At 67.2% G+C, this 13,846-nt stretch carries 10 protein-coding genes and 1 rRNA gene (1 of these 11 running past the window's edge); 1 reads left to right on the top strand and 10 read right to left on the bottom strand.

Going from position 1 to position 13,846, the window contains the following annotated elements:
* Positions 1-817: ribosomal RNA gene (locus AZL_RS19075) — 23S ribosomal RNA — on the top strand; it begins 1,927 nt to the left of the window's first position.
* 148 nt (positions 818-965) lie between these two features.
* Here AZL_RS19075 and AZL_RS19070 read toward each other — a convergent pair.
* The 10 genes from AZL_RS19070 to AZL_RS19025 all read right to left on the bottom strand — a co-directional run bounded on the left by AZL_RS19070 (position 966) and on the right by AZL_RS19025 (position 13,673).
* Positions 966-2,072, bottom strand: a complete 1,107-nt coding sequence (locus AZL_RS19070) for a GNAT family N-acetyltransferase (RefSeq protein ID WP_012976123.1) — start codon at positions 2,070-2,072, stop codon at positions 966-968.
* Complete coding sequence (gene nadE / locus AZL_RS19065; RefSeq protein WP_042444258.1) at positions 2,069-3,085, bottom strand: NAD(+) synthase; 1,017 nt, start codon at positions 3,083-3,085, stop codon at positions 2,069-2,071. The genes AZL_RS19070 and nadE overlap by 4 nt, the downstream gene beginning before the upstream one ends.
* 56 nt (positions 3,086-3,141) lie before the next feature.
* Complete coding sequence (asnB, locus tag AZL_RS19060) at positions 3,142-5,196, bottom strand: asparagine synthase (glutamine-hydrolyzing) (protein WP_012976121.1); 2,055 nt, start codon at positions 5,194-5,196, stop codon at positions 3,142-3,144.
* 71 nt (positions 5,197-5,267) lie between these two features.
* Entirely contained in the window at positions 5,268-6,860 is a 1,593-nt protein-coding gene (locus AZL_RS19055) for a class I adenylate-forming enzyme family protein (protein ID WP_012976120.1), read from the bottom strand.
* A gap of 55 nt (positions 6,861-6,915) precedes the next feature.
* A complete protein-coding gene (locus AZL_RS19050) occupies positions 6,916-7,209 on the bottom strand; it encodes a phosphopantetheine-binding protein (protein WP_042444257.1) in 294 nt (97 codons plus the stop codon).
* A 259-nt stretch (positions 7,210-7,468) separates the two neighbouring features.
* Positions 7,469-8,401 (bottom strand): polysaccharide deacetylase family protein, encoded by a 933-nt coding sequence (locus AZL_RS19045; RefSeq protein WP_042444256.1) that lies wholly within the window; start codon positions 8,399-8,401, stop codon positions 7,469-7,471.
* Positions 8,402-8,495: 94 nt separating this feature from the next.
* Positions 8,496-9,665: a glycosyltransferase family 4 protein gene (locus AZL_RS19040; RefSeq protein ID WP_211114171.1), complete on the bottom strand. Its 1,170-nt coding sequence runs from the start codon at positions 9,663-9,665 to the stop codon at positions 8,496-8,498.
* Positions 9,666-10,042: 377 nt separating this feature from the next.
* Positions 10,043-11,245 (bottom strand): glycosyltransferase family 4 protein, encoded by a 1,203-nt coding sequence (locus AZL_RS19035; protein WP_012976116.1) that lies wholly within the window; start codon positions 11,243-11,245, stop codon positions 10,043-10,045.
* A 25-nt stretch (positions 11,246-11,270) separates the two neighbouring features.
* A complete protein-coding gene (locus AZL_RS19030) occupies positions 11,271-12,284 on the bottom strand; it encodes a glycosyltransferase family 2 protein (RefSeq protein ID WP_012976115.1) in 1,014 nt (337 codons plus the stop codon).
* Between the two features lie 69 nt (positions 12,285-12,353).
* The gene (locus AZL_RS19025; RefSeq protein WP_042444255.1) at positions 12,354-13,673 is read right to left on the bottom strand and encodes an O-antigen ligase family protein; all 1,320 of its coding nucleotides are present in this window, start codon (positions 13,671-13,673) and stop codon (positions 12,354-12,356) included.
* Positions 13,674-13,846: the final 173 nt, after the last annotated feature.

The following is a 13,846-nucleotide window of genomic DNA, read 5'->3' as shown; positions in this document are numbered from 1 at the left end:
ACCTTTACTACAGCTTTGCAGTGGTGCTAGGGACTTCATGTGTAGGATAGGTGGGAGGCTTGGAAGCCTGGGCGCCAGCCCGGGTGGAGCCAACCTTGAAATACCACCCTTGAAGTCTCTGGCATCTAACCGTGGCCCGTGATCCGGGTCCGGGACCCTGCATGGCGGGTAGTTTGACTGGGGCGGTCGCCTCCCAAAGTGTAACGGAGGCGCGCGATGGTGGGCTCAGAGCGGTCGGAAATCGCTCGTCGAGTGCAATGGCATAAGCCCGCCTGACTGCAAGACTGACAAGTCGAGCAGAGACGAAAGTCGGCCATAGTGATCCGGTGGCTCCACGTGGACGGGCCATCGCTCAACGGATAAAAGGTACGCCGGGGATAACAGGCTGATGACTCCCAAGAGTCCATATCGACGGAGTCGTTTGGCACCTCGATGTCGGCTCATCACATCCTGGGGCTGGAGCAGGTCCCAAGGGTTCGGCTGTTCGCCGATTAAAGTGGTACGTGAGCTGGGTTTAGAACGTCGTGAGACAGTTCGGTCCCTATCTGCCGTGGGTGTCGGAGTTTTGCGAGGATCTGTCCCTAGTACGAGAGGACCGGGATGGACATACCTCTGGTGCACCGGTTGTCACGCCAGTGGCATGGCCGGGTAGCTAAGTATGGACGGGATAACCGCTGAAAGCATCTAAGCGGGAAACCCACCTCTAAACCAGAGCTCCCTTGAGAGCCGTGACAGACCATCACGTCGATAGGAGGCATGTGGAAGGGCGGTGACGCCTGAAGCTAAGCCTTACTAATCGCTCGATCGGCTTGATCTCACCGGGCGCCATGCACAGCGGCAAGCCGCTTCATGGACGATCTGAAGACGCGTCCCGTCACTTGAAACTCGATTTTGTCGCGATCAGCGAAAAGGCCGCCTCCCTTGTGGGAAGGCGGCCTTTTCGTTGTCGGGGCTCCGGTGCCCGTCTATTCACCCAATCCCTTGAAGCCCATGTCGCTGTCGGCGACGGTGACGAACCAGTTCTTCGGATCGCCCACCATGCCGGCAAGCTCCGGCTGGTCGAGCGCCGGCCGTGCCATCATGCGGGTCGGCGAGCGCAGGCCGTTCTTCAGGCAGAGGAAGCCCATCATCGACAGTGGCCGCGCCGCCAGGGCATTCAGCGTCCGGCACATCAGTGCCACCATGCCCTCCCGGCGCGCCAGTTCGGTCATCATGGAGAAGGTCGCCACCAGCCAGCCCGGCCGGGCCATATAATCACAGACCACCCCCACGGGTTCGCCCTTCCAATGGTCGACCCGCAGCACGACATAGGCCAGCACCGTTTCACCCCGCATGAGGTAGAAGCGGCGGAAGCGGTCGGCCTTCGGCGTGAGATCGAAGCGCCAGTTCACAAAGGCCCAGTCCCGTCGCGCGATGACCGGATGCTGTGCCGACGCCGCCTCCCAGAGATCGTCGACCCGGTAGTCGAAGTGGTCGATCGCGACCAGCCGGGCACCGAGCAGCCTGGCCGACAGTCCGTAGCCCATCGAGGCCGTGGAGAGCGCCGGCTTGCCGATCCGGGCGACCAGCTTGGCCAGACCGCCGCCATAAGGGCTGACGCGCAGGCAGCGCAGCGGATCGATCACCCGCAGGTAGGTCGGCACGGTGCCGAGATCGAGCCAGCCGCCGCGCTTGTAGGATTTGTAGGCGGCCTCCGTCATCGACAGCGAAACGGCGAGATCGCTGGCGCCGGAATGGGTTTCCGACAGGGCGGGGCCGACGCCGCGCAGGCGCCATTCCGGGGCGACCATCAGGTCGATCGCCCAGGATGCCCGGCGGTTGCGCTCACCAACCTTCAGGGCGAAGGGTATGCCGCCCTGCTGGCCGACCACGGCGCCGTTGCGCTTGCACAGCCAGAGCTGTGGGCCTTCATGATCCCGCTCCGGCGGCTCTTCGAACAGCCAATGGAAATGATGGGAGCAAAGTTGGAGAGCGTCGACGCCGAACTGCGTTCGCTGGAAAGCGTCGAGAGCGGCACGGTCATCCGGCTCGTACCGGGCGACGCCACGGTGTTTCCAGTCGATGACGCTCATGCCGCCTCCCCGACGCAGACCGGCCGCACCAGATGGGCATCGCGCAGGATGCGGGCGGAGGTGCGGCGCTTGGCGGTGATGTCCTTGTAGACGCGGCGGACCTGCTGGACGGTCAGGTCCAGCGCCGCCGCGGCCTCTTCCTCGCCGGCGCCGCGGCCATAGGCGCAGAGCGCCAGATCCAGCTTGTCGTAGGGCAGGGCGTAATAGAACTCCTCCTGCGACTGCGGCAGGGTATAGGTGTCGGTGCTCGGCGACTGCGCCTGGATTTCCGCCGGCAGGCCGAGATGGGCCGCCATCTGGTAGACCTGCGACTTGTAGAGATGGGCGATCGGCTTCAGGTCGGCCAGACCGTCGCCGCCGCGCACGAAGAATCCCAACTCATATTCCAGCCGGTTCGGCGTGCCGAGCACGGCGTAGTTCAGACGGTCGGCATGGGTGTATTCGACCGTCTTGCGCATGCGCTGCTTCAGGTTGGTGGCGGCGACGACGTCGAGATAGACGTCCACCGGCATGCGGCTGGTCTGGCGCTCGCCATCCGGCGATTCGACGGTCAAGGTGAAGTAATTGACGCGGTCGGCATCCAGCAGGTTGCCGGCCAGACCGATCTTCTGCTTCCAGCCCGGACCGAATTCCGGGAACAGCCGGCGGATGGCGGTGTCGCGCCGCTCGTAGCAGCCGAGCGCCTCCAGCGGGCCGGTGATGTTCTCCATCAACGGGGTGACGCCGAGATGCGCGCACAGCAGGGTGCCGAGGCGGGTGCTCTTCGGCGAGTTCTCCTTTTCCGGCATCAGGATGCACAGCACGCGCTCCGGCCCGAGGGCGCGGACGGCGAGCGTGGCGCAGACCGAGCTGTCGATGCCGCCGGACACGCCGAGCACGATGCCTTGGCGGCGCAGATCATGGGCGACGATGCGTTGGATGGCATCTTCGATCTCGCGCGCCGCGGCCGCGCAATCCAGATCGAGGACCTTGGAATCGAACTGAGCGAGGGGCGAGGACAGGGCGTTCAGCATGGTCACGGTTCCCGATGGGGGTTGATGCATCGTCGGTCAGAAAGGAAACGCGGCGGTCAGGCCGCGGTCGGCTGAGGCGTGGCGGTTCGGCTGCCGGCTGCCCGATCTTTCAATGCCTGATCCTCCAGCACATGGATTTCGGCACGGTCCAGGGCGGCCCGCTGGTCGCGGATCCGCTGGGGCAAGTCGTCCTGGATGTAATGGGCCAGCATTTGCAGCGTCAGAGCGCCGACCAGGGCCATCTCCTCCCGCTCGCCGGCCATGTGGCCGTTCCGGCGGTGGGCCTTGTCGGCAAGGGCCAGGACGGCGGTGGCGTCGGTCAGGCCGTAGCGGACGAGCGCGTCCGGCGACAGCAGGTCGCGGACATGGTCCGGGGCGGCGTCGCCGAACAGGGCGGAGGTCATCGGCGCGCGGTAGGGGCGCTTCGGTCGCTGGACGATCTCGGCCGGCAGATGGCGGGCGGCGAGCCGGCGCAGGGCGAGCTTGTCGCGCAAACCCAGCATCTTCACCCGGTCCGGCAGGGCGGCGCAGAGATCGTCCACCGCCGGATCGAGGAAGGGATAGCGGACCTCGATACCGTTGGCCATGGCGACGCGATCGCCCTGGGTCGACAGCAGGTAAGGGGTCATGAAGGAGGAAATCTCTGCCCATTGGCTGCGGGCGAGCGGCGACCAGCGCGACCAGCCGTCCGGCAGATGGGCGGCGACATGCGCCTCGAAGGCGGCATCGTCGGCGGTGGCCTGGACATCGGCGGACAGCAGGCGCTGCGCCCAGGCGGTGTTGCGCCAGCGGGTGCGGTGGGCATAGAAGGCCTCGTCCGTCTCCATCATCCCGCGTTTGAAGAAGGCCTGCCACAGTGGGCTGTCCTTCTGGCCGTTGACGGCGGCGAAGGGATGGACGCGGCCCAGCAGCTTCGGCCGGACCTTGCTGCCGGGTTGACGCGCCCAGAAGCGGCGGACCTTGTCCTCCTTGAAGAGGTCGTAGCCGGCCAGCCACTCGTCGGCGCCCTCGCCGGACAGCACCACGCGGATGCCGCTCTCGCGCACCAGACGCGACAGCAGGAACAGCGGCGCCGGGGCGGTGCGGACCAGCGGCGTCTCGCTGTGGCGGACGACGTCGGGCAGCGCGGCCTGGATGTCCCGCGGGCCGCAGAGGATGTCGTGATGCCCGGTGCCGACATGGCCGGCGACCAGCCGTTGCTGCGGCGTCTCGTCGAAGCCGGCATCGGTGAAGCGGACGCCGAAGCTGTGCATGCTGGTGGTGTCGAGCTTGCGGGCCAGCGCCGCGATCACCGAACTGTCGAGCCCGCCGCTGATATAGACGCCGACCGGCACGTCGGCGCGCAGCCGCAGGCGGATGGCGTCGAGCAATTTCTCCTCCAGCCGGTCGGCGGCCTCGTCCAGCGACAGCTTGGCCAAGGCCGGATCGGCGGTGAAATCCGGTTGCCAGTAGCGGTCGACATGCAGCGCCAGCGTGGAGTCGACGCGGATGGCGGTGGCCGCCGGCACGCTCTCCACGCGCTCGAACACGCTGCCGTGCGGCGCGGCACTCCAGTGGGTGAAGACCTGCGCGAGGCGGGCGTGATCGAAGGCTGGAGCTACCCGGCCGCCGCCGAACAGCGCCTTGGCTTCGGAGGCGAAAACCAGATGGTCGCCACGGCGGGCATAGAACAGCGGCAGGATGCCGAGCCGGTCACGGACCAGCCACAGCTCGCGCCTGGTGGCGTCCCACAGGCAGATGGCGAACTGGCCGTTCAGCCTGGCCCAGGTGGCCGGGCCATATTCCTCGAAGGCGTGGACGATCACCTCGGTGTCGGTCCGGGTGTAGAAGCGGTGACCGCGCGCCTCCAGATCCCGCCGCAGCTCGACATGGTTGAAGATTTCGCCGTTGAAGCTGATCCACAGGCTGCGGTCCTCGTTGTGGATCGGCTGGAAGCCGCCGGCCAGCCCGACGATGCTGAGCCGGGCATGGGCAAGCCCGATCCGGTCATCCCGATAGAAGCCGTAGCCGTCCGGGCCGCGATGGCTCAGCATGGCGATCATGCGTTTCAACTCGTCCAGACCGGCCGGTTCGGCGCGCGATCCTGCGAGAACTCCGGCGACACCACACATGGGCGTGCTCTCTGTTCTGGGGTGGATGGTGTCGGGGCGGTGTGCGGCGGCGGGAAAGCTTTGCCCCCTCCCTAACCCTCCCCCGCTGCGCGGGAGAGGGGACGGGTACCGCCGTCGGACGTCGTGGCTTCACTCATCAGCTCCGCCCGCCGGATCTTGCCGGAGTCGGTCTTGGGCAGGCTGTGGCGGAACTCGATGAATTTCGGTACCAGATGGCTTTCCAGCCGGCCACGGCAGTGCTGGCGGATCGCCGCCTCCGACAGGGCGGCGCCGTCGCGGGGGACGAGGAAGGCCTTGATCGCCAGGCCGTCGGCATCGTCGGGGACGCCGATCACGCAGGCCTCCAGCACGCCGTCCAACTCGTACAGCGCGTTCTCGACCTCCTTGGGACTGACCTTCTCGCCGCGGCACTTGAACATATCGTCCTTGCGGCTGACGAAATAGAGATGCCCCTCGGCGTCCTGGGTGAAGAGGTCGCCGGTGAAGAGAAGGGTTTCGCCCTGTGGACCGCGGCGCAGGCGCCTGGCCGTCTCGTCCGGCCGGTTCCAGTAGCCGCGCATCACGTTGGCGCCGCGCACCACCAGTTCGCCCACCTGGCCGGGGGGAAGGCGGTTGCCCTCCCCGTCGGCGACGAAGGCTTCGCAGTTGGGAATGGCGCGGCCGACGGAGGCTGGTTTCGCATCCAGGTCCGCGGGATCGAGCGTGCTGATGCGGGTGCAGCACTCGGTCATGCCGTACATGGAATGGAAGCGGGCTTGCGGAAATCTCCCACGCAACCGGCGGAGATGGGCAGCGGGCAGCGGAGCGGCGGCGTTGGTCAGGTAGCGCAGGCTGCCGAGATCGGCGGTCTTCGCCGCCTCCAGCCCGAGCAGGGTGGAGAACACCGTCGGCACGCCGGGCAGGCCGGTGACGCGATGCCGGACCATGCGTTTCAACGTTTCCAGCGGGAAGGTGAAGGAGCGTTCCAGAACCAGGGTGAAGCCGACGCGGACGGCGGTCATCACCTGCGACAGGCCATAGCCGAAGGTCAGCGGCAGGACGCACATCACCACGTCGTCGGGGGTGTTTTCCAGATAGGTGGCGATCGCCCAGCTGGTGTTGACATGGTTGGCGTGGGTCAGCATCACGCCTTTCGGCTGGCCGGTGGTACCGGAGGTATAGATGATCGCCGCCAGATCCTGGTCGATCAGGCCGGGATCGGCCGGCCGCCGGGGCGGTGCCGCCAACGCATCGGCATAAAGCCGACCGGATGCGCCGTCGGGCAGGCCGCAGCCGACCCAAAGAACGGCCGGTGACGCCTTCACCGCCTCCAGCGCCGGCAACACCTGCCGGGCCAGCGCGGCCGGAGCGATCAGCACCGAAACGCCGGCATCGGCAAGCAGATTGGTCAGTTTGTCGGATTTGGTGGAGGGATTGATCGGCACGAACACGCCGCCGGCCTTCAGCGTGCCGAACAGGCCGGCGACATATTCGATGGAGTTCTCCAGCATCACCGCGACACGGTCGCCGCGGACGATCCCCGCCGCCTGGAGCGCGCAGGCGATGGCGTCGCTCTCGCGGTCCAGTTCGGCGAAGCTGCGGCGGGCATCTCCGGCGATCAGCGCCGTGCGGGCGGGATCGCGCAAGGCCGTCTCGGTCAGGAGCTGGTGAACCAGATGGGCCATGGACTGTCCTTCTCACCTTATGCCCGCTATGTCCGCCTTGGCCTGTCCCGCGGGATCAGGCGGCGTCGCGGAGGTCCTGCTTGCGATCGACGAAGTTGGCGATGCGGTCCACCGATTCCAGATTGTCGGCGACCATGTCGTCGTCATCGACGGCGATGCCGAAGCGCTCCTCCAGGAAGGCGACGACATGCATGATGCCGGTGCTGTCGATGATCCCCGATTCCAGCAGGGATTCGCCGTTGTCAAAGCCGGAGTCCTTGCCGAGCAGGAAATTCTCCACGATGAAGGCGCGGATTTCCGGCAGGGCGGGAGAGGTCAGGGTCGTGTCGGTCAGGGTGGCGGTCCGCATGTCTCTGAAAACTCCTGCTGGGGTCGGTCGACTGGGGGTAACGGGATTTGCGGGAAGATGGCTTTGGTCGAAACGCGGTTCCGGTTGGTCCGCCTGTTTTCGCATCCGCGTGACATGGAATTTTATTGTGATCATTGCGCCGGTTTGCGAGGGCTCAAAGGATAGGAGTGGCTTGAGGTCTGTGGTTAGCCACTCTGTGGGGCCGTGATAGGGCCTGCCGCGATGGGCAATGCGTTCGGCTTGCCTCGGACGTTCAGGGTCATATGCCTGCCGACTTGGGCTTTACCATCGGGCCTGCCCATTCGGGCGTGGCCCCGCCGGTCGACACATCGGCGGCGGCGGTCCTGCGCTTGCGCAGCCAGGCCGGGATCCCGGTCAGCTGGACACTGAGCCAGTCGACCGTCACGTCATCGGACACCGGGAAGGCCTTCAGCCGCAGCGGGTCGGTGGCGGCGTCGTTCCAGCCGGGATCGATGCTGCGGGCGGTGCGGTAGCCGGCGCGCCGGATCTCCTCCACCTCGCGGTCGCTGAAATCGCCGTTGGGAAAGGCGAAATGACGGCAGGGCTGTCCGAGCCGGTCCTCCAGCTCCGTCCGGCACAGCGTGATCTCATCGGCGCAATCTCTGTCGTCGCATCGCAGCAGGATGGGATGGGTCCGGGTGTGGGCGCCGTAATCGGCGACATCGGTCATCCGCGCGATCTCGTCCCAGGTCATCGCCTGACGATCGGCGCCGTCGCGGTCGGGATCGTCGCCGGCCTCGGCCAGCAGGCGGCGGCGCTCGGGATCGGGAACCCGCTTCAACCGCTCGACCCCGATGCTGTCGGCGGCCGCGGTCTTCCACCAATAGGGGCGGGCGGTGCCGACGATACCGCTGCACAGATAGATGGTCGGGCGGAGGTCGAATTCGCGGAACAGCGCGGCCAGCGCCGTGTTGTTCCGATGCCCGTCGTCGAGGGTGATGACCAGCGGATAGGCCGGCAGCCTGTCCCAGCGGCCGGTCTCCATCGCGCCGGCGACGGCGTCCAGCGTGGTGAAGCTGTAGTGCTTCGCGTACCAGCGCAGATGCTCGCGCAGCACCTCCGGCGTCGGATCATGGTAGACCACGATGGTGACGGCGTGCCGTGCCTTGAGGAACCGTTGCAGCGCGCCGAATCCAGACCAGCGCACCAGAGTGGCGATGGTGTTTTTCATGGTGCCCTCTTCTTCCTGTCGATGTGTCCGGCTCCCGCCTGGGTGGCGCGAACCGGACACGCTCCGTCTTTCCGCGCCTCGGCCTCTTGGCACCTCAGCCGGTCGTGCTTTTCGAATGACCGGTCGGGCCGGAGGCCGGAACCGGACCGCTGGCGACCGTCGGCGTCGTGGTCAGGCGCCCGCGGGAATTGCGGCGGTAGATCTCCAGCAGCCGTTCGCGGAACACCGCGACATCGAACTGGCGCTCCCACCGGGCGCGGGCGCCGGCACCGAGGTTGCGGCGCAGGTTGCGGTCGTCGATCACCCGTGCCAAGGCGTCGGCCAGCGCCGCGACATCCCCCGGCGGCACCAGCAATCCGGTCTCGCCGTCGGCGATGGCGTCGGGAACGCTGCCGACCGGGGTGGCGACGATGGTCAAGCCCTCCGCCATCGCCTCCAGAACCGACATCGGCAGCCCTTCGAACATCGAAGGCTGGACTAGCACATGGGCGCCGGCCAGTTCGCGCCGGCAACCGGTCTGGTCGAGCCAGCCGGTGAAGCGCACGCGCTCGGCGATGCCGAGGTCGCCGGCAAGGGCGCGGTAGGTCTCCAGATCGCCGTCGCCGGCGATGGTCACCTGCCAGTTCCTGTCGCGGCAGGCGGGGGACGCCAGGGCGTTCAGCAGGACGTCGATGCCCTTCAGCTTGATCAGCCGGCCGAGGAACAGCAGGCGCACCGGACCGGCGAACCCCTCCTCCGCATCGTCGCGGACGGGGGGCTTCGCCGGTCCCGGCACGGCGTTGTGCAGCAGGGTGGTACGCTGGCGCGCCTCCGCCCCGAAGGCTTCGGCCACCCAGTCGCGCCAGAATTCGCCCAGCACGACGATCTCGCTGGTCATCGCCATCATGCGGCGGATCGCCCAGCGCATCAGCGGGCTGCTGTCCTTGAAATGCTTGGGGAAACGTCCGCCATGCAGATGCAGGACAACCGGCACGCCGAAGGTCCGGGCCATGGCGATCAGGATGCCCTTGCGCAGGACGCTGCCATATTCCGCCATGTGGATGTGGACGAGGTCGGCCTTGCCCGCCGCGAAGCAGCCGGCGAGACGGGCCACCGCCCGCGTGAAATAGAGGGGCATGAGATGGAATTTGCCGGGGCCATAGCTGTCGACGACCTCGAACCTGACATCCGGGCAGTTTTGCCGCAGATCGGTGGTGAAATTGTCGACCACACGGCCCATTCCGCCTTTTTCCTGGGTGCCGCCGGGGGAGACGATATAGATCATGTCCGCTCCTGATCCTTTCCCGGCCCGCCAATTCTGCGCTGCGTCCCGGCCTTTACCGTGAGACGCCCGTCTTTCGACGGCTGCGGCGGGCATGTTGTGTGTTCGGCTTCCGGTCTTGCCGGCCCTTATCCCAGGGCCTTGCGGTGAAATGCGTCGTGGTGCGGCCGGTCGGCTGCCGCCCCCCGGAACGCCGCGCAGCCGAAGGCTGGGTGACATTCGCGTGCAAGTTTACGCGATGCGGCATCCGCACGCTGTGGAGCGACCGAACGGGTTGGCCTGCCGGTATGGCTACCCAACCTGTGCATGCGCCTTTCCCCTTCGGTCATACCCGTACAGATTGTTTCCTGGCCCGATCATCGAGGCCCCCGCGGCCCGGATCACCGCCGTTTGGAACTGGCGGCGGCCGACCTGGCCAGCTTGCCCAACTCCGCGGGCAACTCGGCGGCGCTGCGGTCGAGCTCCTGGTAGATCGCCAGCAGGGATTTGGCATAGGCGTCGATGACGAACCGCTTCAGGAACAGGCGCCGGCCATTCTCCGCGAGACCGCGATACAGGTCCGGGTCGCGGCCGAGCTGGAGGACGGCATCGGCCAGGGCGCCGGCATCGTTCACCGGGATGATCCGGGCGGTCTCGCCGTCGGTCAGCACCTCCGGGATCGAGCCGACCGGCGTGGTGATGACCGGCAGTTGGGCCGACAGCGCCTCCAGGATCACCATCGGCAGCCCCTCATGGGTGGAGGGCAGCAGCAGAATGTCATGGGAGCGGATGTGGGCGTGCGCCTCGTCCCGGCCAACCCAGCCGAGGAAGTCGCACTCCTCCGCCACGCCCAGCCCGGCCGCCATGGCGCGATAACCCTCGACGTTGCCACCGCCGCCGATGGTGACCCGGAAGGGCTGTCCGCGCTCCTTCAACAGCGCGCAGGCGCGCAGCAACGTGCCGATGCCCTTGCGTTCCGACAGGTTGGCCAGCACCAGCAGGGACAGGACCGCCCCGGCCACCGGCGGTTCGGGTGGGCCGAGGTCGGCGCCGACATCGGGCACGGCATTGTAGAGCACCCGGATCTTGCGGGGGTCGGTGCGGACGGACTGCACCAGGAAGTCGCGCCAATTGTCGCCCAGGACCACCACCCGGCCGCAACGGTTGAACAGCCAGCGGCTGATGGCGCGGGCGAAGAGGCCGCCCTGGAAGAACTCGACGAAGGAGGCGCCGTGCAGATGGACGACGGTCGGGCAACCCAGCAGCCCGGCCACCGCCTGGACCGCCGCCTTGCGCAGGAAGCTCGCCCGTTCCGACACGTTGATGTGGACGACGGATGCCTGCCGCCGGGCCAGCAGCCAGGCCATCCGCGTCAGGGTGAGGCCGAGATACAGGGGGGACAGCAGGACGCTGCCGGTGCCGCGGGTATCGAGGATGATGGATCGGGTCGTGGCGGATTTGTCGAATTGGTCGACCACGTAACCGGTCATGCGGCCGATGCCGCCGCCGCCGTCGAGTGCGCCGGGTGTGGCGAACACGACCACGATCCGGTTGGACGCATCCGGTTGGACGACGGGGGGGCGGCTGTCGTTGGTGCAGTCCATAGGCGTCGGGGTCCTTTTTTCGTATTCAGGCGGCGTCGGACGCGGAGAACAGGGCCTGGCGCAGGCGGCGGCGCAGGCCGACCGGCATCAGCGAATGCATGGTGAAGGTGGCGAGCGCCATCGGCGTCGGCTGGCCGTCGCGCAAGGCGGAATTCAGGATCCGCCAGCGCGTGCCGGCGGTGCGGGCGGCATGCTCGCCGCCGGTCGCCTGCAACAGCAGGCTGGCATAGGCGCGCGGCGACAGGTGGTCGCGCATCGACTCCGCCCATTCCAGGGCCTGGTTGATGTTGTGGCAGGTCGACAGCGTGACGCGGTTGTTCTCCTCGGTGTAATGGATGGCCATCACATCGGGGATATGGATCAGCGCCGCGCCATCGATCCGGCCGCAGGTGATCAGCCATTCCCAGTCGTCGAAGCGGGATTTGGGGATGGGGTTGCGCAGCAGCAGGGCCTTCGGCGTCAGCAGCGTGGTGGTGGGGGCGAAGGTTTCGCCCTTGAACAGGCCTCGGCGGACGAACAGATAGTCGCCGATGGCATCGGCCGGCGTCGCCAGCCGGCGTGGCCAGGCGAAGCTGCCGCGCGCGGTCACCACCTGACAGCGGCAGCTGAGGATGGGAAAGCGGATGCCGGCGGGGCGGGCCGCCATCTGCAACTCCACCTTTTCCGGCATCCAGTGGTCGTCGTCGTCAAGAAAGGCGATCCAGTCGCCCGGCGCGGCGCGCACGCCGATGTTGCGGGCTTCCGCCGCGCCGTGATTGGTCTCCAACTCCATCACCGTCAGCCGCGGATCGGCGAGCGCCGCCAGATGGGAGGCCGTCGCCGGATCCGGTCCGTCGATCACCACGACGACGTCGAGGTCCCGGTAGGTCTGATCGAGGGCGCTGCGCACCGCCCGCATCACCATGTCCGGGCGGTTGCGGGTGGGGATCACGACGGTGACCTGTTCATTGGCCGTCCGCTGGCCGCCTGTCTGTTCTTGGGCCGTTTGCTTATCGGTCGCCGGTTGGTCGCGGCCTGCCGGCTCGTTCTTCGGGCTCATGGGTCTGCCTTCGGTCGAAGGAAAAAGGGGAAGGTGGAGGAGGGCGGGGCCGACAGTCCGAATGACGGGCTAAAGCCCCCGGACCTGGCCGGCATAGGCCGGCGATGCGGCGATCCCCGCCGGGGCATGCCGGTGCAGGCGCCGCCGTTCGGCCGCCCGGTCCTTCAGCAGGCGTTGCCAACGGCTCTGCTGGATCAGGCGGACGACGGCGATGCTGGCGATCACCCAATTCATGGAGTGACGCTCGGCGAACACGCTTTCCGATACCGACACCGCCAGCAGGGCGCAGCCGACGGCGAAGGCCCAGGCGGCCTCCGGCCGGCTGCTGCCGTAGCGGGCGGCGAAGAAGCCCTGGAACAGCATGCGGCCGAGCACCGCCACCACCAGCACCACCCCGACGAGGCCGAGGTCGAGCGTCAGTTCCAACCAGCCGCTGTGAGCCGAGGTGATGCCCCAGTCGCGGGTGAAGCTGGACCCCGGCCCGTTGAAGCCGTACCAGTAGGCGGCATAGCCGTAGCCGAGCAGCGGACGCTCGCTGACCGAATGGACGATGTGTTCCCACAGCACGGTGCGGCCGGTCAGGGTCGGATCGCGGCCCAGCGCATAGAGCACGTCGTACCAGAAGGTGGCGCCCGCCGTGATCATGATGACCAGCAGGGCGATCAGCAACGCCATGGTGGGGGCGAAATTGCGGATGCTGCCGCGCAGCATCGTGGTGGACAGCAGCGCCACCGACACCAGAACCGAGGTGACCAGACCGGTGCCGGAGCGGCTCATCACGATCAGCAGCATCGCCAGCAGGATCAGCGGCCGGGTGACCCAGCGGCTCTGCTCCTTCCGCCAGTCGAGCCAGACCAGGGCCAGCACCAGCCAGACCATCATGCGGCCGGTGACGTTCTTCTGGAAGAACACGCCTTTCCAGGCGCCGACGTGCTGGGCGCTGTCCAGACCGATCGCCGGCATCGTGAAGATCATGACGTAGGACACGACCATCAGGAACGACAGCCCGACCACCAGCAGCCGCATGATCTCGGGAAAGCGGAAGCGCAGGGCGAGCCAGATGCCGAACACCGTGGTGAACAGGAAGGCGATCGAGCGGCGCAGCGTCACGTCCGGGAACAGCGACCACAGCGCGGTCAGGAAGGCGAAGGCCATCATCATCGTCAGCGCCGGACTGGCGAAGGGGATCTGGAAGGCGATGGCCGGTCTCAGCGCGATGGCGGCGAGCAACAAAACATAGAGGCCGCCATAGAGGATGGTGACGCCGGCGGATTCCAGGTCGCCGGCCAGAGGGTCGCCACCGGTCAGCATCAAGGGAAGCACCGAACCGCCGAAGGCGACGATGCCGATGACGGCGATGCTCTTTTCCAGAAAATCCAGGAGTCTCATCGGCTTTCCTTCAGGCTGCCGCGGCATGTCCGGCTCTACAGCCCTGAAGATGCTGCCGCCTTCCGCCGTCTCGTAGCCGGGCGGTGGCGTTAGACCGAAGGAGGCCGGACCCGAAGGGGGTAGCCGCTTTCGCACCCCTTCCACCTTTCCCGCCGGAAAAAGGGAATGGAGGA

It is taken from the genome of Azospirillum sp. B510, assembly GCF_000010725.1.
In the GTDB taxonomy this organism is placed as follows: Bacteria; Pseudomonadota; Alphaproteobacteria; order Azospirillales; family Azospirillaceae; genus Azospirillum; species Azospirillum lipoferum_B.
The sequence above is the reverse complement of the archived record's forward strand: the minus strand, read 5'-3'. Positions and strand labels throughout refer to the sequence as shown.